The sequence below is a fragment of the Enterobacter chinensis genome (assembly GCF_034008295.1).
GTDB lineage: Bacteria > Pseudomonadota > Gammaproteobacteria > Enterobacterales > Enterobacteriaceae > Enterobacter > Enterobacter chinensis.
Map to the genome: position 1 here is coordinate 80,221 of NZ_JARDVI010000009.1, position 25,480 is coordinate 105,700.

General features: G+C 54.8%; 21 protein-coding genes. 11 read left to right on the forward strand and 10 right to left on the reverse strand.

What is annotated here, in order from left to right; genetic code table 11:
- Positions 1 to 2,823 (reverse strand): excinuclease ABC subunit UvrA, encoded by a 2,823-nt coding sequence (gene uvrA, locus PYW49_RS22035; protein WP_320387509.1) that lies wholly within the window; start codon positions 2,821 to 2,823, stop codon positions 1 to 3.
- Positions 2,824 to 3,074: 251 nt separating this feature from the next.
- On the opposite strand from uvrA, the gene ssb1 reads away from it, so the two are divergent.
- A complete protein-coding gene (gene ssb1, locus PYW49_RS22040; protein ID WP_047345589.1) occupies positions 3,075 to 3,602 on the forward strand; it encodes a single-stranded DNA-binding protein SSB1 in 528 nt (175 codons plus the stop codon).
- Positions 3,603 to 3,721: 119 nt separating this feature from the next.
- The gene (locus tag PYW49_RS22045; protein ID WP_320387511.1) at positions 3,722 to 4,357 is read left to right on the forward strand and encodes a hypothetical protein; all 636 of its coding nucleotides are present in this window, start codon (positions 3,722 to 3,724) and stop codon (positions 4,355 to 4,357) included.
- A gap of 60 nt (positions 4,358 to 4,417) precedes the next feature.
- Here PYW49_RS22045 and PYW49_RS22050 read toward each other — a convergent pair whose 3' ends face one another.
- Entirely contained in the window at positions 4,418 to 4,699 is a 282-nt protein-coding gene (locus PYW49_RS22050; RefSeq protein ID WP_134347307.1) for a YjcB family protein, read from the reverse strand.
- 492 nt (positions 4,700 to 5,191) lie between these two features.
- Between PYW49_RS22050 and PYW49_RS22055 the strand changes: the two genes are divergently transcribed.
- Together PYW49_RS22055 and PYW49_RS22060 are read left to right on the forward strand one after the other, a co-directional pair.
- Positions 5,192 to 6,595, forward strand: coding sequence for a GGDEF domain-containing protein (locus PYW49_RS22055; protein WP_320387512.1), 1,404 nt, complete (start codon positions 5,192 to 5,194; stop codon positions 6,593 to 6,595).
- Positions 6,596 to 6,935: 340 nt separating this feature from the next.
- Entirely contained in the window at positions 6,936 to 8,501 is a 1,566-nt protein-coding gene (locus PYW49_RS22060; RefSeq protein ID WP_320387513.1) for an EAL domain-containing protein, read from the forward strand.
- Positions 8,502 to 8,507: 6 nt separating this feature from the next.
- Here the strand turns inward: PYW49_RS22060 and soxS are convergent, their stop codons facing one another.
- Positions 8,508 to 8,834 carry a superoxide response transcriptional regulator SoxS gene (soxS, locus tag PYW49_RS22065; RefSeq protein WP_013095071.1) on the reverse strand — a complete coding sequence of 109 codons (327 nt, stop codon included), beginning with the start codon at positions 8,832 to 8,834 and terminating at the stop codon, positions 8,508 to 8,510.
- A 98-nt stretch (positions 8,835 to 8,932) separates the two neighbouring features.
- Between soxS and soxR the strand changes: the two genes are divergently transcribed.
- From soxR to PYW49_RS22085, 4 genes are all read left to right on the forward strand, one after another.
- Entirely contained in the window at positions 8,933 to 9,391 is a 459-nt protein-coding gene (gene soxR / locus PYW49_RS22070) for a redox-sensitive transcriptional activator SoxR (protein ID WP_023331806.1), read from the forward strand.
- Positions 9,392 to 9,766: 375 nt separating this feature from the next.
- Positions 9,767 to 10,438, forward strand: coding sequence for a glutathione S-transferase family protein (locus PYW49_RS22075; protein WP_320387514.1), 672 nt, complete (start codon positions 9,767 to 9,769; stop codon positions 10,436 to 10,438).
- A gap of 294 nt (positions 10,439 to 10,732) precedes the next feature.
- Positions 10,733 to 12,082 (forward strand): guanine/hypoxanthine transporter GhxP, encoded by a 1,350-nt coding sequence (ghxP, locus tag PYW49_RS22080; RefSeq protein WP_047345583.1) that lies wholly within the window; start codon positions 10,733 to 10,735, stop codon positions 12,080 to 12,082.
- A 150-nt stretch (positions 12,083 to 12,232) separates the two neighbouring features.
- The gene (locus PYW49_RS22085; RefSeq protein ID WP_023334184.1) at positions 12,233 to 13,879 is read left to right on the forward strand and encodes a Na+/H+ antiporter; all 1,647 of its coding nucleotides are present in this window, start codon (positions 12,233 to 12,235) and stop codon (positions 13,877 to 13,879) included.
- Between the two features lie 81 nt (positions 13,880 to 13,960).
- Here the strand turns inward: PYW49_RS22085 and PYW49_RS22090 are convergent, their stop codons facing one another.
- Positions 13,961 to 14,848, reverse strand: coding sequence for a LysR family transcriptional regulator (locus tag PYW49_RS22090; RefSeq protein WP_134347303.1), 888 nt, complete (start codon positions 14,846 to 14,848; stop codon positions 13,961 to 13,963).
- Positions 14,849 to 14,950: 102 nt separating this feature from the next.
- On the opposite strand from PYW49_RS22090, the gene PYW49_RS22095 reads away from it, so the two are divergent.
- Together PYW49_RS22095 and PYW49_RS22100 are read left to right on the forward strand one after the other, a co-directional pair.
- Positions 14,951 to 15,361, forward strand: coding sequence for a CidA/LrgA family protein (locus tag PYW49_RS22095; protein ID WP_025757857.1), 411 nt, complete (start codon positions 14,951 to 14,953; stop codon positions 15,359 to 15,361).
- Positions 15,354 to 16,043, forward strand: a complete 690-nt coding sequence (locus PYW49_RS22100; RefSeq protein WP_134347302.1) for an LrgB family protein — start codon at positions 15,354 to 15,356, stop codon at positions 16,041 to 16,043. Before PYW49_RS22095 ends, PYW49_RS22100 begins: the two co-directional genes overlap by 8 nt.
- A 31-nt stretch (positions 16,044 to 16,074) precedes the next feature.
- Here PYW49_RS22100 and actP read toward each other — a convergent pair whose 3' ends face one another.
- The 3 genes from actP to acs form a co-directional block, all read right to left on the reverse strand.
- Positions 16,075 to 17,724, reverse strand: a complete 1,650-nt coding sequence (actP, locus tag PYW49_RS22105; protein WP_133550930.1) for a cation/acetate symporter ActP — start codon at positions 17,722 to 17,724, stop codon at positions 16,075 to 16,077.
- A complete protein-coding gene (locus PYW49_RS22110) occupies positions 17,721 to 18,035 on the reverse strand; it encodes a DUF485 domain-containing protein (RefSeq protein ID WP_134347361.1) in 315 nt (104 codons plus the stop codon). Before PYW49_RS22110 ends, actP begins: the two co-directional genes overlap by 4 nt.
- Positions 18,036 to 18,114: 79 nt before the next feature.
- Positions 18,115 to 20,073 (reverse strand): acetate--CoA ligase, encoded by a 1,959-nt coding sequence (gene acs, locus PYW49_RS22115; RefSeq protein WP_320387517.1) that lies wholly within the window; start codon positions 20,071 to 20,073, stop codon positions 18,115 to 18,117.
- 423 nt (positions 20,074 to 20,496) lie between these two features.
- Between acs and gltP the strand changes: the two genes are divergently transcribed.
- Positions 20,497 to 21,810, forward strand: coding sequence for a glutamate/aspartate:proton symporter GltP (gene gltP, locus PYW49_RS22120; RefSeq protein ID WP_320387518.1), 1,314 nt, complete (start codon positions 20,497 to 20,499; stop codon positions 21,808 to 21,810).
- 80 nt (positions 21,811 to 21,890) lie between these two features.
- On the opposite strand, the gene PYW49_RS22125 is transcribed toward gltP, so the two are convergent.
- The 3 genes from PYW49_RS22125 to fdhF form a co-directional block, all read right to left on the reverse strand.
- Positions 21,891 to 22,565, reverse strand: coding sequence for a tetratricopeptide repeat protein (locus tag PYW49_RS22125; RefSeq protein WP_134347300.1), 675 nt, complete (start codon positions 22,563 to 22,565; stop codon positions 21,891 to 21,893).
- A 121-nt stretch (positions 22,566 to 22,686) separates the two neighbouring features.
- Complete coding sequence (locus tag PYW49_RS22130) at positions 22,687 to 22,839, reverse strand: Hok/Gef family protein (protein WP_032644722.1); 153 nt, start codon at positions 22,837 to 22,839, stop codon at positions 22,687 to 22,689.
- 320 nt (positions 22,840 to 23,159) lie between these two features.
- Positions 23,160 to 25,307, reverse strand: coding sequence for a formate dehydrogenase subunit alpha (gene fdhF / locus PYW49_RS22135; protein WP_320387520.1), 2,148 nt, complete (start codon positions 25,305 to 25,307; stop codon positions 23,160 to 23,162).
- Between the last annotated feature and the right edge of the window lie 173 nt (positions 25,308 to 25,480).

Sequence of the window (25,480 nt, forward strand, 5' to 3'; positions counted from 1 at the left end):
TTACAGCAACGGTTTGAGGAAGCGTGCAGTGTGCGAGGCTTCGCACTCTGCAACGGTCTCTGGCGTACCGGAGACGAGGATTTCACCGCCGCCGCTGCCGCCTTCCGGGCCGAGATCGACAATCCAGTCCGCGGTTTTAATCACGTCCAGGTTGTGTTCGATGACCACGATGGTGTTGCCCTGATCGCGAAGCTGATGCAGAACCTCAAGCAACTGCTGGATATCGGCAAAGTGCAGACCGGTGGTCGGCTCATCCAGAATATACAGCGTCTGGCCGGTGCCACGTTTGGAGAGTTCACGCGCCAGCTTAACGCGCTGTGCTTCACCTCCTGACAGCGTGGTGGCGGACTGGCCCAGACGAATGTAGGTCAGACCGACGTCCATCAGCGTCTGCAGCTTACGCGCCAGCGCAGGGACGGCGTCAAAGAACTCGCGCGCCTCTTCTATGGTCATGTCCAGTACTTCGTGGATGGTCTTGCCTTTGTACTTAATCTCCAGCGTTTCACGGTTATAGCGCTTACCCTTGCACTGGTCGCACGGCACGTAGATATCCGGCAGGAAGTGCATCTCAACCTTGATCACGCCGTCGCCCTGGCAGGCTTCGCAGCGGCCGCCGCGCACGTTAAAGCTGAACCGTCCAGGCGTGTACCCGCGTGAACGTGATTCCGGTACGCCCGCAAACAGTTCACGTACAGGCGTAAAGACGCCGGTATAGGTCGCCGGGTTGGAACGCGGGGTACGGCCAATCGGGCTCTGGTCGATATCGATAACCTTGTCGAAATGCTCCAGCCCGTGGATCTCGCGGTACGGTGCAGGCTCGGCGAGCGTTGCGCCGTTGAGCGCCGTCTGTGCAATCGGGAACAGGGTATCGTTGATCAGCGTCGATTTACCGGAACCGGACACGCCGGTAATACAGGTAAACAGCCCAACCGGCAGCGTCAGGGTGACGTCTTTCAGGTTGTTGCCGCGCGCCCCGGTCAGCTTCAGCACTTTTTCCGGATCCGCTGCCACGCGCTGCTTCGGTACCTCAATCTTGCGCTTACCGCTCATGAACTGGCCGGTGAGGGACTCTGGCACCGCCATAATGTCTTTCAGCGTACCTTCCGCAACCACCTGACCGCCGTGTACGCCTGCGCCAGGACCAATATCGATCACGTGGTCTGCTGCGCGGATCGCATCTTCGTCGTGCTCAACCACAATCACCGTGTTACCGAGGTTACGCAGGTGTACCAGGGTGCCGAGCAGGCGCTCGTTGTCGCGCTGATGCAGGCCGATGGACGGCTCATCGAGCACGTACATGACGCCTACCAGGCCCGCGCCAATCTGGCTTGCCAGACGGATACGCTGGGCTTCACCGCCGGAGAGCGTTTCCGCCGAGCGGGAAAGCGTCAGGTAGTTCAGGCCAACGTTGACCAGGAACTTCAGGCGATCGCCAATCTCTTTCAGCACTTTTTCGGCAATTTTTGCACGCTGGCCGGAGAGCTTCAGGTTGTTGAAGAAGTCCATCGCATGGCCGATGCTCATGTCTGAGATGGTCGGCAGCGCCGTGTTTTCTACAAACACGTGGCGTGCTTCGCGACGCAGACGCGTGCCCTCACAGGTGGCGCAGGAGCGGTTGCTGATGAACTTCGCCAGCTCCTCGCGCACCGCGCTGGATTCGGTCTCTTTGTAGCGGCGCTCCATATTGTGCAGCACCCCTTCGAACGGGTGGCGACGCACGGAGGTATCGCCGCGATCGTTCATGTACTTGAACTCAATGTTCTCTTTGCCGGAACCGAACAGGATCACTTTATGCACGTTCGGGCTCAGGCTGGCCCACGGGGCTTCCACGTCGAACTTATAGTGCTCAGCCAGTGATTTAAGCATCTGGAAGTAGTAGAAGTTACGCTTATCCCAGCCGCGGATCGCACCGCCCGCCAGGGACAGCTCCGGATTCTGGATCACGCGGTCCGGGTCAAAATACTGCTGCACGCCCAGGCCATCACACGTCGGGCACGCGCCCGCCGGGTTGTTGAACGAGAACAGTCGCGGTTCCAGCTCGCGCATGCTGTAGCCGCAAATAGGGCAGGCAAAGTTGGCGGAGAAGAGCAGCTCTTCCGCTTTCGGGTCGTCCATGTCGGAGACCACGGCCGTACCGCCGGAGAGTTCCAGCGCCGTTTCAAAGGATTCCGCCAGACGCGTGGCAAGATCGTCACGCACCTTGAAGCGGTCAATCACCACTTCGATGGTGTGCTTCTTCTGCAGCTCAAGCTTTGGCGGATCGGACAGGTCGCACACCTCGCCGTCGATACGGGCGCGGATGTAGCCCTGGCTTGCCAGGTTTTCCAGCGTTTTGGTGTGCTCGCCTTTACGTTCTTTAATGATTGGTGCCAGCAGCATCAGGCGTTTGCCTTCCGGCTGCGACAGCACGTTATCCACCATCTGGCTTACGGTCTGTGCCGCCAGCGGGACGTCGTGGTCCGGGCAGCGCGGCTCACCCACTCGCGCATACAGCAGACGCAGGTAGTCATGGATTTCGGTAATAGTACCGACCGTTGAACGCGGGTTGTGCGAGGTGGACTTCTGCTCAATAGAGATAGCAGGGGACAACCCTTCAATGTGGTCGACATCCGGTTTTTCCATCAGCGACAGGAATTGACGCGCGTACGCAGAGAGTGATTCAACGTAACGACGCTGTCCTTCGGCATACAAAGTGTCGAAAGCCAGTGAGGATTTGCCAGACCCCGAAAGCCCGGTCACGACAATGAGTTTGTCGCGAGGAATTATGAGGTTGATATTCTTGAGATTGTGGGTGCGGGCGCCCCGAACTTCGATCTTATCCATTCACCTTTCCCGGTTGGAACACGGATTGCCTGGTTTGTTTGAAGGACAAACGGCTGTCAGAAACGGCTAATTATGACACAATTTGACCTGTTTGAATATACAGTATTGGAATGCATTTTCTGATTCGCTGTGTAACAATGTCGAGTTCGCGGGAGATTTCTGAACCTGCTACGCAACTATGCAAATTGACGCGTGGAAATGGTACACTCGCGCGTTTACACTATTAAGAAACGTATTCAGGAGACACGAACATGGCCAGCAGAGGCGTAAACAAGGTGATTCTCGTCGGTAATCTGGGCCAGGACCCGGAAGTACGCTACATGCCGAGTGGTGGCGCAGTTGCCAACATTACGCTGGCTACTTCCGAATCCTGGCGTGATAAAGCGACCGGTGAGATGAAAGAGCAGACCGAATGGCACCGCGTTGTGCTGTTTGGCAAACTGGCAGAAGTGGCCGGTGAGTATCTGCGTAAAGGTTCTCAGGTGTATATCGAAGGTCAGCTGCGTACCCGCAAATGGACCGATCAGTCCGGCGCTGAGAAGTACACCACTGAAGTTGTGGTTAACGTCGGTGGCACCATGCAGATGCTGGGTGGCCGTCAGGGCGGTGGCGCGGCACCAGCAGGTGGCGGCCAGCAGCAGGGCGGTTGGGGTCAGCCTCAGCAGCCACAGGGTGGCAACCAGTTCAGCGGCGGTGCACAGTCTCGTCCACAGCAGCAGTCTGCGCCGGCGCCGTCTAACGAACCGCCAATGGATTTCGACGACGACATTCCGTTCTGATTTTCTTCAGCGATTATGAAAAGCCCTGCTGTCGCAGGGCTTCTTGTATTACCCGGTAGTTGATAATTACATTCATACCAGTGTAAATGTTGTCTGAATAATATCGTCCGCGAGGTGCTATGCCACAACAACTCTTTGATCCTGCTGACGTCCAGAAAACATTCTCAATGCTGACAGTGGACAGCCATAATACGACGTTGCTGAATGAAATTTCCCTTCGTGCAGCAGTCGATGATGAGCTGAGCTTTGGTCCATTTCCTCCAGGCTATCATTTTGTCAGGGCCGAAAATCGTATTGCTGGTATTCCTAACGAGCATTTTGAGCTGGCCTTAGTAAATGAAATCACCAGCGAGATTGTTTACTACAATCGCGTGATTTATCAGAAAGATGCCTTCTTAAATTACATGCCGGTAACGCAAATCCTGATATGGCGATCGCCTAAACCGTCGCATCGTGGCGTGTTGCGCGATCTGCCAGGAAAAGTGTTTTCCCAATATTTACTGGAAAAATACAACGTCATTATCACTGACCGTCACCAGACGCGTGACGGCATGAGCTTCTGGCAATCCCGGCTGTACGACGCCATCGCCAGCGGCCATCATTTGTATGCCTACGACATGATCACCTGTGAAATGAGGCCGATAAAGAAGGACAGCGATATTGGCAACCAGGTTGACTGGCTATGGGGTGATGAAGAACACCACCAGAATCGCCTGGCGATCATCAGTAAATTCCCGCTGCCTGCCGTGGACTGATGCCCTGAAAATAAAAAAGCCTCTAAAAGAGGCTTTTAAAATCTTGTTATAAAACGATCATCAGGTAATGACCATCGGCCAGTCCGGCGGCGTATGGCTCATCGCCTCAACCATTACCACTTTGATATTTTCCCAGACGGCGGCCATATCCAGCAGGGTAATGCCAAGCAGACCCGTGGCAAACCAGCAGGCTGCCCCCAGCCCCAACAGCGTGCTGATGACAGCAAGAGCTGCGTAGTCAGATTTACGAAACTGAATGTTAAGCGTGCTGGCTAAAAACATCAGTACCGCACTCAACAAAGGCCAGCGCAGGAGAACCATGCTGGTAGTAATGGTTGCCATAGAACCCATCCTCTACAAAACAGACGAACTGAATGAAACAGAATTTTTTCGTTACATAAGATTTGTGAACTATATCACGATCGCTGTTTTATTCGCCAGTGCCGGACTGATGAAAAGCGGGGGGAGTTATCGCTACCTATTGTCAGTGCGCGTCTGTGAAAAAATATATCTTTGCAGGCTAAGCTCCCTTTTTCCGGACTCTTTATAAAGAATTCATTGGGATAGCAAAACTGATGCAAAAGCGGGTGTTATGTACAACGTTTACAGTAATATTCCTATGGCTTATGCTTGAGTGGACAATTAATTTTACTCGCAGCTAACATTTCAGGTTTTTGAATTTTATTGCTTTTTTGTTTATTCGTACTTTTTTAATTACACACAACGTTGTTTTTAATTCGCCGCGCTGAGACTCAGCCTGCCGCGTTGTTTTGACGATTTTTCGAATCTGAAGAAAGTTGCGTCCGGTTTATCGCCTGATAATCAGCGAAAAAAATGAAAGAAAACCGACGTGAGATTGTTAATGACAGCATGCAGGCGTTGCATGCGCTGGCAAAACTGATGCCCCAGCTTCATGCTCAATGTTCTCTGGCCGATATGCTGGAGACCATCAGCCGGGCCCTGGGAGCAAGTCTTGCCTGGGTGAGTGTTAACGGTGATGACGGGCTGCAGCGCGTGGTCTGTGCCGGAGAGATGACCTGCCATCCCTTCGAGGTGGCCGATTTCCTTGCGGATACCCTGCTCCAGCGGCACCCTCGATCGTGGCGGGTTGTCTACTGGAAAGAGAATATTGGCCGTGCGTTATTTCCTCATCAGCACCCCGGCTATGCGCAACTGCAAAGCGGTGTGCTGTGCAAGCTTTCAACCCATAACTGGCACTGTAGCGGCTATTTCTTTTTAGCGTTTAATGAAAGACTTTATTCGCTGCCGATTCTGAAAAATATCGTCGTGGTGCTGGTGGAAAAATTAAAAGACTATTTTGCGGAAATTATTGCCCGTGAGAAAACCGCGCAGGAAATGAAGCGTGTCGTGACGCAATATAAGACTCTGTTTGAACGTGCCCCGGTTTTAATGAACTCTTTCGACAAATTTAACCGCTGCGTGCTGTGGAATGCCGAATGTGAAAAAGTGTTTGGCTGGACGATGGCGGAGATCGCCGATCATGCCGATCCGCTTTCGCTGTTTTACCCCGACCCCGAAGAGCGGCGGCGGGTTAGGGAGTCGGTCAATGTCTCACCGCTTAAGGATATGTATGAGTGGCATCCGCTACGTAAAGACGGCACCCCGTTGACGGTACTGTGGTCAAATATTCTGTTGCCAGACAACTCTATCCTCAATATTGGGCTGGATATTACCGAGCGGAAAAAAGCCGAACAGCAGCTGGAGGTAAAAGCCACCACTGACGATCTTACCGGCTGCTATAACCGTTCGGCGATTTTGCAGCAGCTGGAACTCGCGCTGGAGGCCAATGCCAGGCAGGAGGTTAACAGCCATTTTTGTGTCCTGATGTTCGATCTGGATTTTTTCAAACAGATCAACGATGAATGGGGGCACCCGGTGGGCGATGCGGCGCTGCTTCACTTTTGTAATTCTGTGCGCGAATTAGTCCCTTCAGACTCAGCATTAGGGCGCGTGGGAGGCGAAGAGTTTTTGCTCCTGCTGGCGCAAACTGACGGCAAGGGCGCTGCACAGCTGTCCGCCAGGTTGCGCACCGTTCTGGAAACCAATCCGCTGATAGTGGATGAGAGAAAACTGTCGCTGTCGTTTAGCGCAGGGGTCGTGGAAGTCTGCGGAGAACAGCAGGATACTTCAGCCTTACTGAGGCGTGCCGATAAAGCATTATATGAGGCCAAGCAGACGGGGCGAGGAAAAACGGTAGTGGCGGCTGATTATTTATAAATCAGCGAACAAAATACGCCCGAACAAATAGCGTGAAATGTCATAGTAAGGTTGTGCTTTTTTCGCGCTGCCACAAGTTCGGCTTAATCAACAATCGTCTGTTGTGTTATCTTCCCACCAGCCCTTGCGGGCTGGATAATTATTTTCCTTAATTGAAACGGCACGAATACTTACAGTTTAACTTACGGGAAAATATTATCGTCATAACGAAATTTAAGATTTTTAATACTAAAAGTCAGTTGCTAACTTCGCATGATTCATGCAACGTAATCACCTGTTTAACAAAGCATCCGGCCTTCATTACTACAGGCGTACAACATGCAGGGATATAGGGCGGGAAATGAATCGTAGCGCGCGGCGCAAGATGCTCAGGGTGGTAGGGATCATCATGGTAGTTATGCTGCCGGTGATGCTTGCGCTATGGTTTGCCCAGCTTAGAGCCGTATCTGAAACAAGCGCCCAGCTACGCACATTTGCTGAACTGGCTTTAGACAAGACCGAGCTGGTTATTCAGCAGGTTGATCTGGCCCGCGACGAGGCTGAAAAATATCAGGGTGAACGTTGTACGCCGGGACACCGTCAATATATGTTGAACGTTGTTCGTGGCCGACTGTTTGTTGCCGATTTAATTTATGCAGAAGGTCAGAATTTTCTTTGTTCGACCATTTTTACGCCGGATCAACCCTACGCCATTCCCGTTGCTAATTACACACGTAAACCTGACGTCGCAATCTATTATTATCGCGATACCCCATTTTATACTGGCTATAAAATGACATATATGCAGCGCGGAAATTATGTGGTGGTCGTCAATCCGCTGTCATACAGCGAAGTCATGTCCGCAGATCATTCTCTCTCGTGGGGAGTGTACGACACGGTAACCAATGCGTTCTTTTCCGTCAGCCCGAAAGCCAATATTTCTTTATTAAATTCGATGATTCGAGATAAGGAATCGGTATTTCAAAAAGATAACCGCTTTTATACGGTCGTAAAATCGGCCAAAAGACCTATTGCGGCTATTGTGTCGACATCAAATAAACGCTTTTATGAAACGCTTTATCATCAGGCGACCTTGACGCTGCCGCTGGGGATGATCTGCAGTATTATTATTTTGCTGGTATGGTCCCGTACCCATCGTGAGCTTAATTCGCCGGGTCGCTTGTTGCACCGGGCGTTGAACAAACGTCAGCTTTGCGTGCACTACCAGCCGATTATTGATATCAAGAATAATCAGTGTGTGGGCGCGGAGGCATTGTTACGCTGGCCTGGTTTTAACGGGCAGGTGATGAGCCCGGCTGAGTTTATTCCGCTGGCGGAAAAAGAGGGCATGAGCGAGCGGATTACGGACTATGTCGTAGAGGAGATGTTCAGCGATCTGGGCCATTTCCTGGCGGAGCATCCGCATCTCTATATTTCGATTAACCTGTCGGCCACGGATTTTCACTCCTCGCGGTTGATCTCCATGATTTCTGACAAGGCCCGCCACTATGCCGTCCGCGCGCAGCAAATCAAAATAGAAGTGACGGAACGCGGTTTTATCGATGTGCCAAAAACCACGCCAGTGATTCAGGCTTTCCGTCAGGCGGGTTATGAAGTCGCGATCGATGACTTCGGTACCGGTTACTCGAACCTGCACAACCTCTACTCGCTGAACGTGGATATTCTGAAAATCGATAAATCGTTTATCGATACCTTAACGACCAACAGTACCAGCCACCTGATCGCCGAGCATATTATCGAGATGGCCCAAAGCCTGCGGCTCAAAACCATTGCGGAAGGGGTAGAGACGGCAGAGCAGGTGAGCTGGCTGTTGAAGCGCGGCGTTCAGTATTGTCAGGGATGGCACTTCGCGAAAGCGATGCCGCCGCAGGAATTTATGACCTGGCAGCAGCAACCTTTGCACTGAGAATCATTAATTCAACTGGTGGCGATAATCGCTCGGCGTGCGGTCAAACTCGCGGCGAAACACGCGGGAAAAGGTCTGTTGCGACACGTAGCCAAGATCCATCGCGATATCAAAAATCGGCCGCTGCGTTGAGCGTAACGCCTGCGCCGCCAGCAGCAGCCTGCGCTGACGAATGTACTCCCCCAGCGTCTGATGCATAACCGTACGGAACATTCTCTGTAAATACCATTTCGAATAGCCCGACTTTTTCGCGACCACATCAATGTTCAACGGTTGGTCGATATGTTCATCAATCCATTCAATAAGTGTCTGAATAATCTGCTGATGCGACATAAGGTTGCCCCTTTGTAGATACAACTATCTCGGTTAATTCGTCGTTTTCTCTGCGGGGGAGTATAATTCCTCAAGTTAACTTGAGGTAAAGAGGTTTTATGGAAAAGAGATTGCCGCGAATTAAAGCGCTATTAACCCCTGGTGAAGTGGCAAAGCGAAGCGGCGTTGCCGTATCGGCGCTCCACTTCTATGAAAGCAAAGGGTTAATCAAGAGTATCCGTAACGGGGGAAACCAGCGCCGCTATACCCGCGACGTACTCCGCTACGTGGCGATTATTAAAATTGCGCAACGAATCGGAATTCCCCTGGCCACCATTGGCGAAGCCTTTGGCGTGCTGCCGGAAGGGCATACGCTGAGCCCGAAAGAGTGGAAGGAGCTCTCATCCCAGTGGCGTGAAGAACTGGACAGGCGTATCCATACGCTGGTCGCACTGCGTGACGAACTGGATGGCTGCATTGGCTGCGGCTGTTTGTCTCGTAGCGATTGTCCGCTGCGTAACCCGGGAGACCGGCTGGGCGAGCAGGGGACAGGGGCGCGGTTGCTGGAAGAGGATTGAGGGTGCGTGTAGCCTATTCGCCGGGTGGCGCTTCGCTTACCCGGCCTACCAAACCGTCAAATGCAGGCCGGGTAAGGCGCAGCCGCCACCCGGCAAAACCCCGCATACATAAAGAACTAAAGCGCCACATAAGGGCGCTTTAGTTTTTCCCGGTCTTTGTCTTTCACTCTATCCCGCTGGTTCACGGGAGGGTTTCCCCCGACGTCAGCACCCCTCGTGTCGAGCGGGTTGGGGAGGTTCCGGATTGTGCTGACACTTTAATTTTATGCAAGACCCGTTTTTTCGCCAGCCGCGCTGACCGTTTTTTAGACGAATTTTTTTCGCGGTGTTGTTCGATTTTCTATAGTTAAAAAGTATGAATAACAGGAGAAAACCATGCTCACGGTACACCACCTTAACCAGTCGCGCTCGCACCGCGTGATCTGGGCGCTGGAAGAACTCGCTCTGCCGTATGAGATCGTTCACTACCAACGCGAAAAGAACATGCTGGCACCGGAGTCCCTCAAAAGGGTGCATCCGTTGGGCAAATCACCGGTCATTGAAGATAACGGACTGATCCTTGCGGAGTCAGGCGCCATTCTGGAGTACCTGCAGGAAACGTACGATCCCGAGTCGCGGCTTAAACCTTTAGATCCGGCGCATAAGGTGCAATACCGCTTCTGGCTGCATTACGCTGAAGGATCGCTGATGCCGCTGCTGTTAATGAAGCTGGTCTTCAACAGCCTCGGCAAGCCGCCCGTGCCGTTTGGTATCAGAACCCTGGGCAAAGCGCTGGGTCAGGGGGTGCAGAAAGCGTATCTCAACCGTCAGCTGGAAACCCATGCGCGCTTTATTGAGTCACATCTTGCTGCAAACAGCTGGTTTGCCGGGGATACGCTCAGCATGGCCGACATTCAGATGAGTTTCCCGATCTTTGCCCTGCTGGCACGCGGCGGTATTCCTAATCTGCCGCATATTCAGGCATGGAAGACAAAGGTCGAGAACAGCCCCGGCTGGCAAAAAACGCTGCAACAAGGTGGCCCGTTATCTATCCCGGGTGAGGATTGAAATGTAAACAAATTGCGCATAGACGATAACGTTTGCGCATCCTCTGTTTATTTCTTCAGCGTCATAAGTGAATTTTAGCGAAAAACGAGAAAGTTCAGTTGAAAAGGGCGGGGATTAGGCTAGATAATCGTTTGCCTTAATTTGACCACCCGTTTGTAAGCGCGGAGCTAAACGTTTGCTTTTTTTGTGACGCCCTTTCGTCGCAAACGCAACACAAGGATTTGACGTTTAGCTGGCAGTGGCGTCTCCACCTCGCTTACGGGCTTCCTAAAAAACTCTCAGGGGATGTTTTCTATGTCTACGCCATCTGCGCGTACTGGCGGTTCACTTGACGCCATGTTTAAAATTTCGGCTCGCGGCAGCACCGTGCGCCAGGAAATCGTTGCCGGTTTGACAACGTTTCTGGCGATGGTTTACTCCGTCATCGTTGTGCCGGGCATGCTGGGCAAAGCGGGCTTCCCGCCAGCGGCTGTCTTTGTGGCGACCTGCCTTGTGGCCGGCGTGGGCTCTATCGTGATGGGCCTGTGGGCGAACCTGCCGCTGGCGATTGGTTGCGCTATCTCTCTGACCGCTTTCACCGCGTTCAGCCTGGTGCTGGGCCAGCACATTAGCGTACCGGTTGCGCTGGGCGCCGTATTCCTGATGGGCGTGCTGTTTACCGTTATTTCAGCAACCGGCATCCGTAGCTGGATTTTGCGCAACCTGCCGCAGGGCGTGGCGCACGGTACCGGTATCGGCATCGGCCTGTTCCTGTTGCTGATCGCCGCTAACGGCGTCGGTCTGGTTATCAAGAACCCGCTGGAGGGTCTGCCGGTGGCGCTGGGTCATTTCGCCAGCTTCCCGGTGATTATGTCGCTTATCGGTCTGGCGGTGATTATCGGTCTGGAAAAACTGAAAGTCCCGGGCGGCATTCTGCTGACGATTATCGGCGTTTCCATTGTCGGCCTGATTTTCGATCCGAACGTCCACTTCTCCGGTATTTTCGCTATGCCGTCGCTGAGCGATGACAAAGGCAACTCCCTGATTGGCAGCCTGGATATCGTCGGCGCGCTGAATCCGGTGATCCTGCCAAGCGTGCTGGCGCTGGTGATGACCGCCGTATTTGACGCGACCGGTACCATTCGTGCCGTCGCGGGCCAGGCAAACCTGCTGGATAAAGACGGTCAGATTATTGATGGCGGCAAAGCGCTGACCACCGACTCCCTGAGCAGCGTCTTCTCTGGCCTGGTGGGCGCGGCACCTGCGGCAGTGTACATCGAGTCCGCAGCGGGTACGGCGGCGGGCGGTAAAACCGGCCTGACGGCGATCACCGTCGGCGTGCTGTTCATGCTGATCCTGTTCCTCTCTCCGCTCTCCTATCTGGTTCCGGCGTACGCGACCGCACCAGCGCTGATGTATGTTGGTCTGCTGATGCTGAGCAACGTGGCGAAAATCGACTTTGCGGATTTCGTGGACGCCATGTCTGGCCTGATTACCGCGGTCTTTATCGTGCTGACCTGTAACATTGTTACCGGCATTATGATCGGTTTCGCGTCGCTGGTGATTGGTCGTCTGGTCTCCGGTGAATGGCGCAAGCTGAACGTCGGCACCGTGGTCATCGCTGTTGCGCTGGTGGCATTCTACGCGGGCGGCTGGGCAATCTAAGTTGTCCTTTGATGCGAAAACGGGTGGCTCAGGCCGCCCGTTTTTATTTTCAGGACTCATCCTGTTGCCTTTTACGTTACTCTGGGGAAGATAGAATGAAAGGCACGACGCCTTCCGTAGTACATAAGCAACACAGCAAACAGGGAACGCATGGAAATCTTCTTCACAATACTCATCATGACCCTTGTGGTCTCGCTATCCGGGGTGGTTACACGCGTACTGCCCTTTCAGGTCCCCCTGCCATTAATGCAAATTGCCATCGGCGCGCTGCTGGCGTGGCCGACGTTTGGCCTGCACGTTGAGTTCGACCCGGAACTGTTCCTCGTGCTGTTTATCCCGCCACTGCTGTTTGCCGATGGCTGGAAAACGCCCACGCGCGAATTCCTTGAGCACGGGCGAGAGATCTTCGGCCTGGCGCTGGCGCTGGTGGTGGTCACCGTGGTCGGGATTGGTTTTCTCATCTACTGGGCCGTACCAGGCATCCCGTTAATTCCGGCTTTTGCGCTGGCCGCCGTGCTGTCGCCAACCGATGCCGTGGCGCTTTCCGGCATTGTGGGTGAAGGCCGTATTCCGAAGAAAATTATGGGGATTTTACAGGGGGAGGCGCTGATGAATGACGCCTCCGGCCTGGTCGCCCTGAAATTTGCCGTGGCCGTTGCGATGGGCACGATGGTCTTTACCGTCGGCGGCGCGACCCTGGAGTTCTTTAAGGTGGCCATTGGCGGTATCCTGGCGGGCTTCGTGGTGAGCTGGCTGTACGGCCGCTCGCTGCGCTTCCTCAGCCGCTGGGGCGGTGATGAACCCGCGACGCAGATCGTATTGCTGTTCCTGCTGCCGTTTGCTTCCTACCTGATTGCTGAACACATCGGCGTGTCGGGCATTCTGGCGGCGGTGGCGGCAGGGATGACCATCACCCGCTCCGGCGTGATGCGCCGCGCGCCGCTGGCGATGCGCCTGCGCGCCAACAGTACCTGGGCGATGCTCGAATTCGTGTTTAACGGCATGGTATTTCTGCTGTTGGGCCTGCAGCTGCCGGGCATTATGGAATCCTCGCTGGTGGCGGCCGAAGCCGACCCGAACGTTGAGGTCTGGATGCTGTTTACCGACGTCGTGCTGATCTACCTGGCGCTGATGCTGGTGCGTTTCGGCTGGCTGTGGACGATGAAAAACTTCAGCGTACGCTTCCTGAAGAAAAAGCCGATGGAGTTCGGCTCGTGGACAACGCGTGAGCTGCTGATTGCCTCCTTTGCTGGCGTACGCGGGGCGATCACCCTTGCCGGTGTGCTCTCTATTCCACTGCTGCTGCCTACGGGCGATGTCTTCCCGGCGCGCTACGAGCTGGTGTTCCTGGCGGCGGGCGTGATTCTGTTCTCCCTGTTTGTCGGCGTGATTATGCTGCCGATTTTGCTGCAGCATATCGACGCGGGTGATTCGACCCAGCAGCACAAAGAGGAGCGAATTGCGCGTGCGGCCACCGCCGAAGTGGCGATTGTCGCTATCCAGAAAATGGAAGAGCGCCTGGCCGCGGATGCGGAAGAGAACATCGATAATCAGCTGCTGACAGAGGTCAGTTCCCGCGTGATTGGTAACCTGCGTCGCCGTGCCGATGGGCGTAACGATGTGGAAAGCTCGTTGCAGGAGGAGAACCTGGAGCGTCGATTCCGTCTGGCGGCGCTGCGCTCAGAGCGTGCCGAGCTGTACCACCTGCGCGCTACGCGGCAGATCAGCAACGAGACGCTGCAAAAGCTGCTGCACGATCTGGATCTGCTGGAAGCGTTGTTGATAGAGAATCAGTAACGCGCTTTTGCCCGGTGGCGCTACGCTTACCGGGCCTACGTTCGAACCGTAGGCCGGGTCAGGCGAAGCCGCCGCCCGGCACTATTCAGACCGCACCCAAAACCCCTCACAGCACTCCAGCCACGCCTGGGCGCTGTGCGACAAATACACCCCTTCGCGCCAGATCATCCCCAGCTGCCAGTGCAACTTGCTCTCCAGCGGGATCCAGCGCAGCGTATTTTTATCCAGACGCTCGCAAATCGGCTGCGGCAGGATGGCAATCCCCACGCCGGCCTGCACCATCGCCGCCAGGAAATCCCACTGACCGCTGCGCACCGCAATGCGCGGCTTCACGTTATGTTGATTAAACAGCGTCATCAGCTGGCGGCTGAGGGCGAAATCTTCGTTGTAGATCAGCAGAGGGTGCTCGCCAAGTAATTCAGGTTTCACCGAGTCTCTCTTCAGCCAGTCGCCGGAGCGGGGAACCAGCACGCACAGCGGGTGGCTAAAGAGAGGAAGCGTCGCCAGACCGCTCTCTTCCTCAACGGGGAGGGCGGTCATGGCGACGTCGAGCTCGCCGTTAGTGACGGCCTGCTGGACGGTTAACCCACCAAACTCCGAAATTTTCAGCTCAACGCCGGGATAGCGCTGGCGAAACAGGCTAATCGGCCCGGCCATCATCATCCCCACCATCGGTGGAATGCCGAGGCGAAGCACTCCTTTGGTCAGATGATTGATATCATCCAGCTCAGCTTCCAGCTGGCGGAACTCTGCCAGAATCGCCAGCCCGCGTTCGAACACCACGCGTCCGGTGTCGGTCAGCAACAGCTTGCGCCCGTCGCGGAGCAGCAGGGTACAGTTCAGTTCATCTTCGAGGTTTTTCAGCATCTTGCTGATGGTGGGCTGGGTAACAAACAACTTCTCCGCTGCGCGGGTAAAACTCTGCTGGCGAACCACTTCGACAAAATAGCGCAGCGTTCTTATGTCCATGATTATTCCTCGAAACTATACCTTTGATGATTTTAATTCATTTCAGTCCACTCCGTGCGCTCACTATACTGGCGCCTCGTCTCATTTTTGAGGAAAACCCCCATGGCCGTGGCGTTAAGCCGTGTTACGCCAGCCGTTGTACAGCGACTCCAGGTACCGGTTCAGGTACTGCTCTACGCGGGACTGTTTGTTTTTGCTGAATATCTTGTCGGCTGGCTCCATCTGCCGCTGCCCGCCAACCTGGTGGGGATGCTGCTGATGCTGACGCTCATCCTCTGTCGCGTGATCCCCCTTAACTGGGTGCGCGCCGGCGCACGCTGGCTGCTGGCAGAGATGCTGCTGTTCTTTGTTCCTGCCGTGGTGGCGGTGGTGAACTATGCGCAACTGCTGATGGTGGACGGCTGGCGGATCTTTGCGGTCATCGCGCTGAGTACGTTGATGGTACTGGGGGCGACTGCCTGGGTGGTGGACAAAGTCTATCGGTTTGAAATCCGCAGGCACAAGCATGACTAACTTTCAGATAAGCGTCCTGTGCCTGATTGCGACGCTGGGGATCTACTTCGCCAACAAGCGGCTGTATCGCCGTTTTCATGCCCTGCCGCTGATGCCGCTGGTCTTCACGCCGATTCTGCTGGTGCTGATGCTGGTCTTCGGCCATATCTCCTGGCAGAACTACATTGGTGAATCCCACTGGCTGTTGTGGCTGCTCGGCCCGGCGACCATCGCCTTTGCCGTTCCCGTTTACGACAATCTGGCGATTATCAAGCGCCACTGGATGTCGCTCAGCGCAGGCGTGCTCACCGCCACGGTGGTGGCGGTCTGTAGCTCGGTCTGGCTGGCGCGGCTGTTTACGCTGCCCGATGAAATTCAGCGCAGCCTGGCCGTGCGTTCGGTGACCACGCCGTTTGCGCTGGCCGCCGCGAAACCGCTTGGCGGGCAGCCGGATCTGGTGGCGCTGTTTGTGGTGGTGACGGGCGTCTTTGGGATGGCGGTCGGCGATATGCTGTTTCTGCGGCTTTCTATTCGGGAAGGGATGGCGAAAGGCGCGGGGTTTGGTGCGGCTTCACACGGCGCGGGCACGGCACGCTCGTATGAACTGGGTCAGCAGGAGGGCGTTGTTGCGAGCCTGGTGATGATGCTCTCAGGCGTGGTGATGGTGCTGATTGCACCGCTGGTGGCGTGGGTGATGTTTTAAATTCCCCGGTCAAGTGACCGGGGAGAAGAGCTTAGTGCGCGCGGCCCTGCTCAACGCCGAGACCGGTTTGTGAACGGATAAACTGGGCGCGGAATTTCTCGCGCTCCAGGTTACCCTCCGGCGAGTTGTCGGTGGCAGAGAAGAACCAGATACCGATAAATGCCACGGCGATAGAGAACAGCGCCGGGTATTCATACGGGAAGATGGCGCTGGCGTGACCGAGGATCTGCACCCAGATGGTCGGGCCCAGAACCATCAGGATCACCGCTGTCAGCAGCCCCAGCCAGCCGCCAATCATCGCCCCACGGGTGGTCAGTTTTGACCAGTACATGGAGAGCAGGATGATCGGGAAGTTGCAGCTTGCAGCAATCGAGAAGGCCAGCCCCACCATAAAGGCGATGTTCTGTTTCTCGAACAGGATGCCCAGCAGAATGGCGACCACGCCCAGCACCAGTACGGTGATTTTAGAGACTTTGAGCTCATCACGTTCGCTTGCCCCTTTACGGATCACGTTGGCGTAGAGGTCGTGCGACACCGCAGAAGCGCCGGCCAGCGTCAGCCCTGCAACCACCGCGAGAATGGTGGCGAAAGCCACGGCAGAGATAAAGCCGAGGAAGAGATTACCGCCCACTGCATCAGCCAGGTGCACCGCCGCCATGTTGTTACCGCCAATCAGCGCGCCTGCCGCGTCTTTAAACGCCGGATTCGCCCCCACCAGCATGATGGCGCCAAAGCCGATGATAAAGGTCAGGATGTAGAAGTAACCCATAAAACCGGTGGCGTAGAAGACGCTTTTACGCGCTTCACGCGCGTCGCTCACGGTGAAGAAACGCATCAGAATGTGAGGCAGACCTGCGGTACCGAACATCAGACCCAGGCCGAGCGAGAGTGCGGATATCGGATCTTTCACCAGCCCGCCCGGGCTCATGATCGCTTCCCCTTTCGGGTGGACCGCCATCGCTTCAGTAAACAGGTTATTGAAGCTGAACCCGACGTGCTTCATTACCATAAAGGCCATAAAGCTTGCGCCGAACAGCAGCAGAACGGCTTTGATGATCTGCACCCAAGTGGTCGCCAGCATGCCGCCGAACAGGACGTACATCACCATCAGCACGCCAACCAGCACTACCGCGATGTGGTAATTCAGGCCGAACAGCAGCTGGATCAATTTACCCGCGCCGACCATCTGCGCAATCAGGTACAGCGCCACCACCACCAGCGAACCGCAGGCGGAGAGGGTACGAATCGGCCCCTGCTTCAGACGGTACGAGGCCACGTCTGCGAAGGTATAGCGTCCCAGGTTGCGCAAGCGCTCAGCAATCAGGAACAGAATGATCGGCCAGCCGACGAGGAAGCCGAGGGAGTAAATCAGGCCGTCATAGCCGGAGGTGTACACCAGCGCAGAAATCCCGAGGAACGAGGCGGCGGACATAAAGTCACCCGCAATCGCCAGCCCGTTCTGGAAACCGGTAATGTTGCCGCCTGCGGTGTAGTAATCGTTACGGGAGCGCACGCGTTTCGACGCCCAGTACGTGATGTACAGCGTCAGCAGGACGAAAATCAGGAACATCACAATTGCCTGCCAGTTGGTTGGCTGGCGCTGTACCTCGCCGGTAATGGCATCTGCCGCGTGGGCGGCAAAGGGAAGTGTGGCGGCGAGCGCCGTCAGAACTCGCTTCATGATGCTTTTACCTCGCGCAGGACTTCTCTGTTAAGACGATCAAATTCACCGTTCGCGCGCCAGACGTAGACGCCGGTCAGCAAGAATGAAATCACAATCACGCCAATGCCAATCGGAATGCCGCGCGTCACGCTGGTCCCCTCGTGCAGCGGGGTGCCCAGCCAGTGTGGAGCAAAGGCGATCAGCATAATAAAGCCGACGTAGATAACCAGCATGATGATGGAAAGGATGAAGGCAAACCGTTGCCGCTTATCGACGAGCTCCCTGTAGTGCGCACTATTCTCTATCTGCTGACAAATATCGTTATTCATCACAGAGTTCTCCAGAAGTATGGGTAGGGGAGGTTTTATTATTCCCTCTCCCTTGAGGGAGAGGGTTAGGGTGAGGAGGTTACGATGGCATTGCGATGGCCTGCTTCTCTTCGAGCAGTTTTTCCACCACGCCAGGATCCGCGAGCGTTGAGGTATCACCGAGATTGCTGGTGTCCCCGGCCGCGATTTTGCGCAAAATACGACGCATGATTTTACCGGAGCGGGTTTTCGGCAGCGAATCGGTCCAGTGCAGCACGTCCGGCGTGGCAAGCGGGCCAATCTCTTTGCGGACCCAGTTGCGCACTTCGGTATACAGCTCTGGTGACGGTTCTTCACCGTGGTTCAGGGTGACGTACGCGTAAATCGCCTGGCCTTTGATGTTGTGCGGAATACCGACAACGGCGGCTTCGGCAATCTTCGGATGCGACACAAGGGCTGATTCAATCTCAGCGGTACCCAGACGGTGGCCGGAGACGTTCAGTACGTCGTCCACACGTCCGGTTATCCAGTAATAACCATCTTCGTCACGACGCGCGCCATCGCCGCTGAAGTACATGTTTTTAAAGGTCGAGAAGTAGGTCTGCTCGAAGCGATCGTGGTCACCGAACAGGGTTCGCGCCTGACCCGGCCAGGAGTCTGTGATCACCAGGTTGCCTTCGGTGGCACCGTCCAGCGGATTGCCTTCGTTATCCACCAGCGCAGGCTGTACGCCGAAGAATGGACGGGTGGCAGAACCTGCTTTCAACTGCGTCGCACCCGGCATGGGGGTGATCATAAAGCCGCCGGTTTCGGTCTGCCACCAGGTGTCCATCACCGGGCATTTCTCGTTACCGATTTTTTTCCAGTACCATTCCCAGGCTTCCGGGTTGATCGGCTCGCCGACGGAACCGAGGATGCGCAACGAAGAGCGGTCGGTACCTTCAATGGCTTTATCACCTTCCGCCATTAATGCGCGGATCGCCGTTGGGGCGGTGTAAAGAATATTGACCTGATGCTTGTCGACCACCTGACACATCCGCGCCGGGGTTGGCCAGTTTGGTACGCCCTCAAACATCAGCGTTGTTGCGCCACAGGCCAGCGGGCCGTACAGCAGGTAGCTGTGCCCGGTCACCCAGCCCACGTCGGCGGTACACCAGTAGATGTCACCCGGATGGTAGTCGAAGACATATTTGAAGGTCGTAGCCGCATAGACCAGATAGCCGCCGGTGGTGTGCAGCACGCCTTTCGGCTTGCCGGTCGAACCGGAGGTGTAAAGAATAAAGAGCGGATCTTCCGCGTTCATCTCTTCCGGCTGATGCTGGTCGCTCGCGTTCTCAATCAGGTCGCTCCACCACAGATCGCGCCCCTCGTTCCAGTCGATTTTGCCGCCGGTACGCTTAAGGACGATAACGTTGCTGACCGTTTTGACGTTCGGGTTTTTCAGCGCTTCGTCGACGTTTTTCTTCAGCGGGATACCGCGCCCTGCGCGCACGCCTTCATCGGCGGTGATCACCAGTTTTGAACTTGAATCGACGATACGGCCAGCAACCGCTTCTGGGGAGAACCCACCGAAAATAACGGAATGAATCGCGCCGATACGTGCGCAGGCCAGCATGGCAACCGCCGCTTCCGGCACCATCGGCATATAGATGGCGACCACATCGCCTTTTTTAATACCTCTTTCCAGCAGGACGTTGGCGAAGCGGCACACGTCGCGATGCAGTTCTTTATAGGTAATGTGTTTGCTCTGCGAGGCATCATCGCCTTCCCAGATGATGGCCGTCTCATTCCCGCGATCGGCAAGGTGACGGTCAAGGCAGTTTGCTGCCAGGTTCAGCGTGCCATCTTCATACCATTTAATGGAGACATTGCCGGGCGCAAAGGAGGTGTTCTTCACCTTCTGATAAGGTTTAATCCAGTCAAGGATATGGCCCTGCTCACCCCAGAAGCTATCCGGGGAAGTGATAGATTGCTGATATTTCTCGTGGTACTGCTCCGGGGTGATCAGGCAACGGTCCGCAATGTTTGCGGGAATGTCATGTTTGTGGATTTGGCTCATGGCTTTTTTTCTCCTTGTAAGATGTTAATAATATGTCGCAAAAACGTTAATTGTAGGGGCTTTACAAGCTTTGTTTAGTATTTGGGCTACAGATCACGCATTGTTTGAAGAGTATGAAAAATGAGCGAATGAAACTTTGAAGGAAAATAATTTATGCTGACGATTATTCACATTTATGTTTAAAAAATCGTTTTTATAACAAAAGGTTATTTATGAGAATTAGAACAAACTCCCGTCATTGTCGCTTTTGTGAGTGAAACGCGTCGTTCTTTAAGACTTGCGCAACAGGTCGCGCAAATGATACTCATACGCCGCGTTAAAAAATCCCATAAACCAACGCAACACAATTCATACCCTTTCAGTATGTCCCCATATTCATGCAGTTTGAGTGAATAAGGCGCTTCATTGAGGAAGTCAGTTTCTATGAAAAACGTTAAAGTCAGCCTTGCCTGGCAGATCTTAATCGCCCTTGTGCTGGGCATCTTGCTGGGCAGTTACCTCCACTATCACAGCGACAGCCGCGAATGGCTGATTGCAAACCTGCTCTCACCGGCAGGAGATATCTTTATTCATCTGATCAAGATGATCGTGGTGCCGATTGTGATCTCGACGCTGGTGGTCGGGATTGCGGGCGTTGGCGATGCGAAACAGCTAGGCCGTATTGGTGCGAAAACCATTATCTATTTCGAAGTGATCACTACAGTTGCCATCATCCTCGGTATCACGCTGGCGAACGTGTTTCAGCCGGGTTCCGGGATTGATATGTCGCAACTGGCAACGGTGGATATTTCGAAATACCAAAGTACGACCGCTGACGTGCAGAGCCATGCGCACGGCCTGATGGGCACAATCCTTTCGCTGGTACCGACCAACATCGTGGCCTCGATGGCGAAGGGCGAGATGTTACCTATCATCTTCTTCTCGGTACTGTTCGGTCTGGGACTCTCTTCGCTGCCCGCGACACACCGCGAACCGCTGGTGACCGTGTTCCGTTCTATCTCCGAAACCATGTTTAAAGTGACCCACATGGTGATGCGTTACGCACCGGTAGGGGTGTTTGCGCTTATCGCCGTCACCGTGGCCAACTTCGGTTTTGCCTCCCTGTGGCCGCTGGCGAAGCTGGTGATCCTGGTGCACTTCGCCATCCTGTTCTTTGCGCTGGTGGTGCTGGGTATTGTGGCGCGTCTGTGTGGGCTGAGCATCTGGATCCTGATCCGTATCCTCAAAGATGAACTGATTCTGGCGTACTCCACGGCAAGCTCCGAGAGCGTGCTGCCGCGCATTATTGAGAAGATGGAGACCTACGGCGCGCCTGCTTCTATTACCAGCTTCGTGGTGCCCACCGGCTATTCCTTTAACCTGGATGGTTCGACGCTGTACCAGAGTATCGCTGCTATCTTTATTGCGCAGCTGTACGGCATTGATCTGTCGCTGTGGCAGGAGATCGTGCTGGTCCTGACGCTGATGGTGACGTCCAAAGGTATCGCAGGCGTACCGGGCGTCTCGTTCGTGGTACTGCTGGCGACGCTGGGTAGCGTCGGTATTCCACTGGAAGGTCTGGCGTTTATCGCCGGTGTCGACCGTATCCTCGACATGGCGCGTACGGCGCTGAACGTGGTGGGGAATGCCCTGGCGGTGCTGGTTATCGCCAAGTGGGAACACAAATTCGATCGCAAAAAAGCGCTGGCGTATGAACGTGAGGTGCTGGGTCGTTTTGATAAGACGGCTGACCAGTAACATCTTAAGCCCGGTGGCGCTGCGCTTACCGGGCCTACGGGTTTTGTAGGCCGGGTAAGGCGAAGCCGCCACCCGGCACTTTACTCGCCGCTCAACGCATCAAACTCTTCACATCCCGTATCAAACCCTTCGGTACAGCTCAGGTTCAACCAGTACAGCGCTTTCTGTTTATTGGGCGTGATAAACCCTTTCTCACCCTGCTGGAACAACATCCCTGCCCAGTATTCCGCGTAGCCCGTACGTGAAAGAGACGAGCTGCGTTTAAACCACGATGCCGCCAGAGTGTCGTCCTGGGCCACTTCTACACCGTTGGCATAAATCAGCCCCAGCAGCAGCTGCGCATCGACCGCAGAGTCGTTGTCAATATCTTCGGTGGCCGTTTGCAGCAGCTTAATGGCCTGGAGATAGTCCGTTTTACCCGCCTGCGTGTTCACCAAAATGCGCGCCAGCATAATGGTGCCGCGCTTGCTGCCCGCGATGGTCGCCTGCTGCGCCAGCGCTTTAGCCTGGGCATAGTCGCCCTGCGTAAAGAGAATTTGTGAGAGCAGCCCCATGGCATCGACATCGCCGCCTTTTGCGGCCTTCTCGGCCCACAGCGCAGCCTGCTTGCTGTCGCCAGAGCTGAAGTACGTATCGGCAAGATAATACTGGGCGCGGGCATCGCCTGCTTCTGCCTGTTTCTGATACTGGCTGCCTATCTCATCCGCGTGCGCGAACAAGGTGAAAAATAACAACAACAGAAAAATAGGTTTCATGGATTCTTATCATCTGGGTACACGCCGCGCAGTATAATCGCGGTGGCGGAAGAAAAAAATGGGTGCATTAAGACCTCAGCATCCTACAAGCCGGGCGGAACTGTCGTTCCGCCCGCAGAGGTTAGCCTGCGTTACAGGCTAATTTTGCCGCCACCTCCTGATGTTCACCCTTTATTGAAAACTCGCAAAGTTTTCCGCGAGTAATAAAGGTAAATATCACTATCGTCAGGCAAATAATAAAGACGATGCCTAACGCAGTTTTTAATGGCGTCATGCCTTTTACTCCTTGTCAAAAAAAGAATAAGAGGCTACTCTCAACCTGTTGGTGTTGAGGGGTAGCCTCGGGTAAATGAAGATTTCCCGGGGCTTTCCACTTTCTGTCCCTCAACAATGCTCAAGACAGAAAGTCTTAAGCACCCGCCGCATATCTTATCTCTCTGAATCAAAATGCAAAGATGTAATTCTTTTTCGTGAAATTTACATTATTTCTGCGAGCCGCTTTCCAGAAAAGTAATTGATATATTTAATGTGTTGAGCGGAAATAAAAAGGGAGTGAATATCTCACTCCCTTTATTCAACGATGAATTAACGGCTTCAACCCATTGCGCTTTCACGCAGCCGGGCTTTCAGCTTGTTATATTCGTCGATCACGTACTGTTCTGCCGCATGCTGATCCGCAATCGGCTCCATGCGTACGGCGCAGTATTTATACTCCGGCGTTTTGGTTATCGGGCTTAAGTTCTCCGTCACCAGCTCGTTGCAGGCACCAATCCACCACTGGTAGGTCATATAGACCGCCCCTTTGTTCGGACGATCGCTGACCTGCGCACGGGTGATGATCCGCCCTTTGCGCGAATTCACCCACACCAGCGCTTCGTCCTCAATACCAAGGCGCTGCGCGTCGGCGGTATTGATTTGCGCATAGCCGGGCTCATCCGCCAGTGCCGCCAGCGCGGCGCAGTTTCCGGTCATCGAACGGCAGGAGTAATGGCCCACTTCACGTACGGTGGAGAGCACCATCGGATACTCGTCGGTGAGCTTATCGATCGGCGCGACCCAGTCGCAGGTGAAGAACTGCGCCAGTCCGTTCGGGGTGTCGAATTTCTCTTTAAAGAGATACGACGTTCCCTGATCGGTCTCTGACTCATCCCGACATGGCCACTGGATGTACCCCAGCTCACCCATTTTTTCATAGGTCGCGCCGTAGAAGTCCGGGCACAGGTGACGCAACTCGTCCCAGATCTCCTGGGTGTTGTTGTAGTGCATCGGGTAACCCATACGGGTGGCTATTTCGCTGATGATCTGCCAGTCCGTTTTCAAATCCCACTTCGGTTCGACCGCCTTAAAGAAGCGCTGGAAGCCGCGGTCTGCCGCCGTGTAGACACCTTCATGCTCGCCCCAGGAGGTTGACGGCAAAATCACATCCGCCGCCGCTGCGGTTTTGGTCATAAAGATATCCTGGACAATCACCAGCTCCAGATCCTCAAACCCTTTGCGAACCGCGGAGAGCTCGGCGTCGGTCTGAAGCGGATCTTCACCCATGATGTAGGCCGCACGTACTTCACCGTGCGCCGCACGGTGGGGCAGCTCGCTAATGCGATACCCGGTGTGCTCAGGCAGACTTTCCACGCCCCAGGCCTTCGCAAACTTCGCGCGGTTCTCCGGGAATTTCACGTACTGGTAGCCAGGATAGGTATCTGGCAGCGCACCCATATCGCAGGCACCCTGGACGTTATTCTGACCACGCACCGGGTTCACGCCAACGTGCGCTTTACCCAGATTGCCGGTCAGCATCGCGAGACTCGTCAGAGAGCGCACGGTCTCTACGCCCTGATAGAACTGGGTCACGCCCATGCCCCACAGAATGGCGGCGGTTTTCGCTGCGGCGTACATCCTTGCCGCCTGACGGATCTCCTGCGCGCTGACGCCGGTTATCGTTTCAACCGACTCTGGCGTATAGCCTTCGACAATTTTCCGATACTCTTCAAAACCTTCCGTACGGGTCGCGACAAACGCCTGGTCGTACAGGTTCTCCTCAATAATGACGTGCCCCATTGCGTTCAGCAGCGCGATGTTCGAGCCGTTTTTCAACGCGATGTGCATATCCGCAATGCGCGCGGTTTCAATTTTGCGCGGATCGCAGACGATGATTTTCGCCCCATTTTGCTTAGCGCGAATAACGTGGTTCGCGACGATAGGGTGAGAATCCGCCGGGTTATAGCCGAAAATAAACACCAGATCGGTGTTGTCTATTTCGTTGATGGCATTACTCATTGCGCCGTTACCGACCGACTGGTGCAGACCTGCAACCGATGGGCCGTGTCAGACGCGAGCGCAGCAGTCGACGTTATTGGTACCAATAACGGCGCGCGCGAATTTTTGCATCACATAGTTAGTTTCGTTCCCCGTCCCGCGTGAAGAGCCGGTGGTCTGAATCGCATCCGGACCATACTTGGCCTTGATGGCGCTAAGGCGCGTGGCGACGTAATCGAGCGCCTCGTTCCAGCTGACGGCTTCCAGCTTGCCACCGCGCTCGCGGCGGATCATTGGGGTTTTCAGGCGTGGGGTGAGGATTTGGGTATCGTTAATAAAATCCCAGCCGTAGTAACCTTTCAGGCATAGCGTGCCCTGGTTGGTTTTCCCCTGTGCGGCCTCCGCCCGGACGATTTTGCCGTTATCGACCACCAGGTGGATCTTGCAACCTGAGGCACAATAAGGGCAAACCGTGACGACTTTTTTCATCAGTCTGCTCCAGTTAATCGAATCGTTCGCACCCACTATGCAGCTTCTATGCCATGTTTTTAGTGTGGGTATGCTTAGACTTTACGGCCCATTCGCAGCGAAAACGCTGACCAAAAGCAGCGAATCGTCAAAATTGACGTGTCGACAGGGCAGCGGATGTGACATGGGTTGAA

Excerpts from the sequence above, each read along its gene's own strand:
- uvrA (WP_320387509.1), bottom strand. The coding sequence starts at position 2,823 with ATGGATAAGATCGAAGTTCGGGGCGCCCGCACCCACAATCTCAAGAAT.
- PYW49_RS22085 (WP_023334184.1), top strand. The coding sequence starts at position 12,233 with ATGGAAATCTTCTTCACAATACTCATCATGACCCTTGTGGTCTCGCTA.
- acs (WP_320387517.1), bottom strand. The coding sequence starts at position 20,073 with ATGAGCCAAATCCACAAACATGACATTCCCGCAAACATTGCGGACCGT.
- PYW49_RS22130 (WP_032644722.1), bottom strand. The coding sequence starts at position 22,839 with ATGACGCCATTAAAAACTGCGTTAGGCATCGTCTTTATTATTTGCCTG.
- PYW49_RS22045 (WP_320387511.1), top strand. The coding sequence starts at position 3,722 with ATGCCACAACAACTCTTTGATCCTGCTGACGTCCAGAAAACATTCTCA.
- PYW49_RS22110 (WP_134347361.1), bottom strand. The coding sequence starts at position 18,035 with ATGAATAACGATATTTGTCAGCAGATAGAGAATAGTGCGCACTACAGG.
- soxS (WP_013095071.1), bottom strand. The coding sequence starts at position 8,834 with ATGTCGCATCAGCAGATTATTCAGACACTTATTGAATGGATTGATGAA.
- PYW49_RS22095 (WP_025757857.1), top strand. The coding sequence starts at position 14,951 with ATGGCCGTGGCGTTAAGCCGTGTTACGCCAGCCGTTGTACAGCGACTC.
- ghxP (WP_047345583.1), top strand. The coding sequence starts at position 10,733 with ATGTCTACGCCATCTGCGCGTACTGGCGGTTCACTTGACGCCATGTTT.
- PYW49_RS22100 (WP_134347302.1), top strand. The coding sequence starts at position 15,354 with ATGACTAACTTTCAGATAAGCGTCCTGTGCCTGATTGCGACGCTGGGG.
- PYW49_RS22060 (WP_320387513.1), top strand. The coding sequence starts at position 6,936 with ATGAATCGTAGCGCGCGGCGCAAGATGCTCAGGGTGGTAGGGATCATC.
- PYW49_RS22055 (WP_320387512.1), top strand. The coding sequence starts at position 5,192 with ATGAAAGAAAACCGACGTGAGATTGTTAATGACAGCATGCAGGCGTTG.
- PYW49_RS22075 (WP_320387514.1), top strand. The coding sequence starts at position 9,767 with ATGCTCACGGTACACCACCTTAACCAGTCGCGCTCGCACCGCGTGATC.
- PYW49_RS22090 (WP_134347303.1), bottom strand. The coding sequence starts at position 14,848 with ATGGACATAAGAACGCTGCGCTATTTTGTCGAAGTGGTTCGCCAGCAG.
- PYW49_RS22125 (WP_134347300.1), bottom strand. The coding sequence starts at position 22,565 with ATGAAACCTATTTTTCTGTTGTTGTTATTTTTCACCTTGTTCGCGCAC.
- gltP (WP_320387518.1), top strand. The coding sequence starts at position 20,497 with ATGAAAAACGTTAAAGTCAGCCTTGCCTGGCAGATCTTAATCGCCCTT.
- PYW49_RS22050 (WP_134347307.1), bottom strand. The coding sequence starts at position 4,699 with ATGGCAACCATTACTACCAGCATGGTTCTCCTGCGCTGGCCTTTGTTG.
- actP (WP_133550930.1), bottom strand. The coding sequence starts at position 17,724 with ATGAAGCGAGTTCTGACGGCGCTCGCCGCCACACTTCCCTTTGCCGCC.
- soxR (WP_023331806.1), top strand. The coding sequence starts at position 8,933 with ATGGAAAAGAGATTGCCGCGAATTAAAGCGCTATTAACCCCTGGTGAA.
- ssb1 (WP_047345589.1), top strand. The coding sequence starts at position 3,075 with ATGGCCAGCAGAGGCGTAAACAAGGTGATTCTCGTCGGTAATCTGGGC.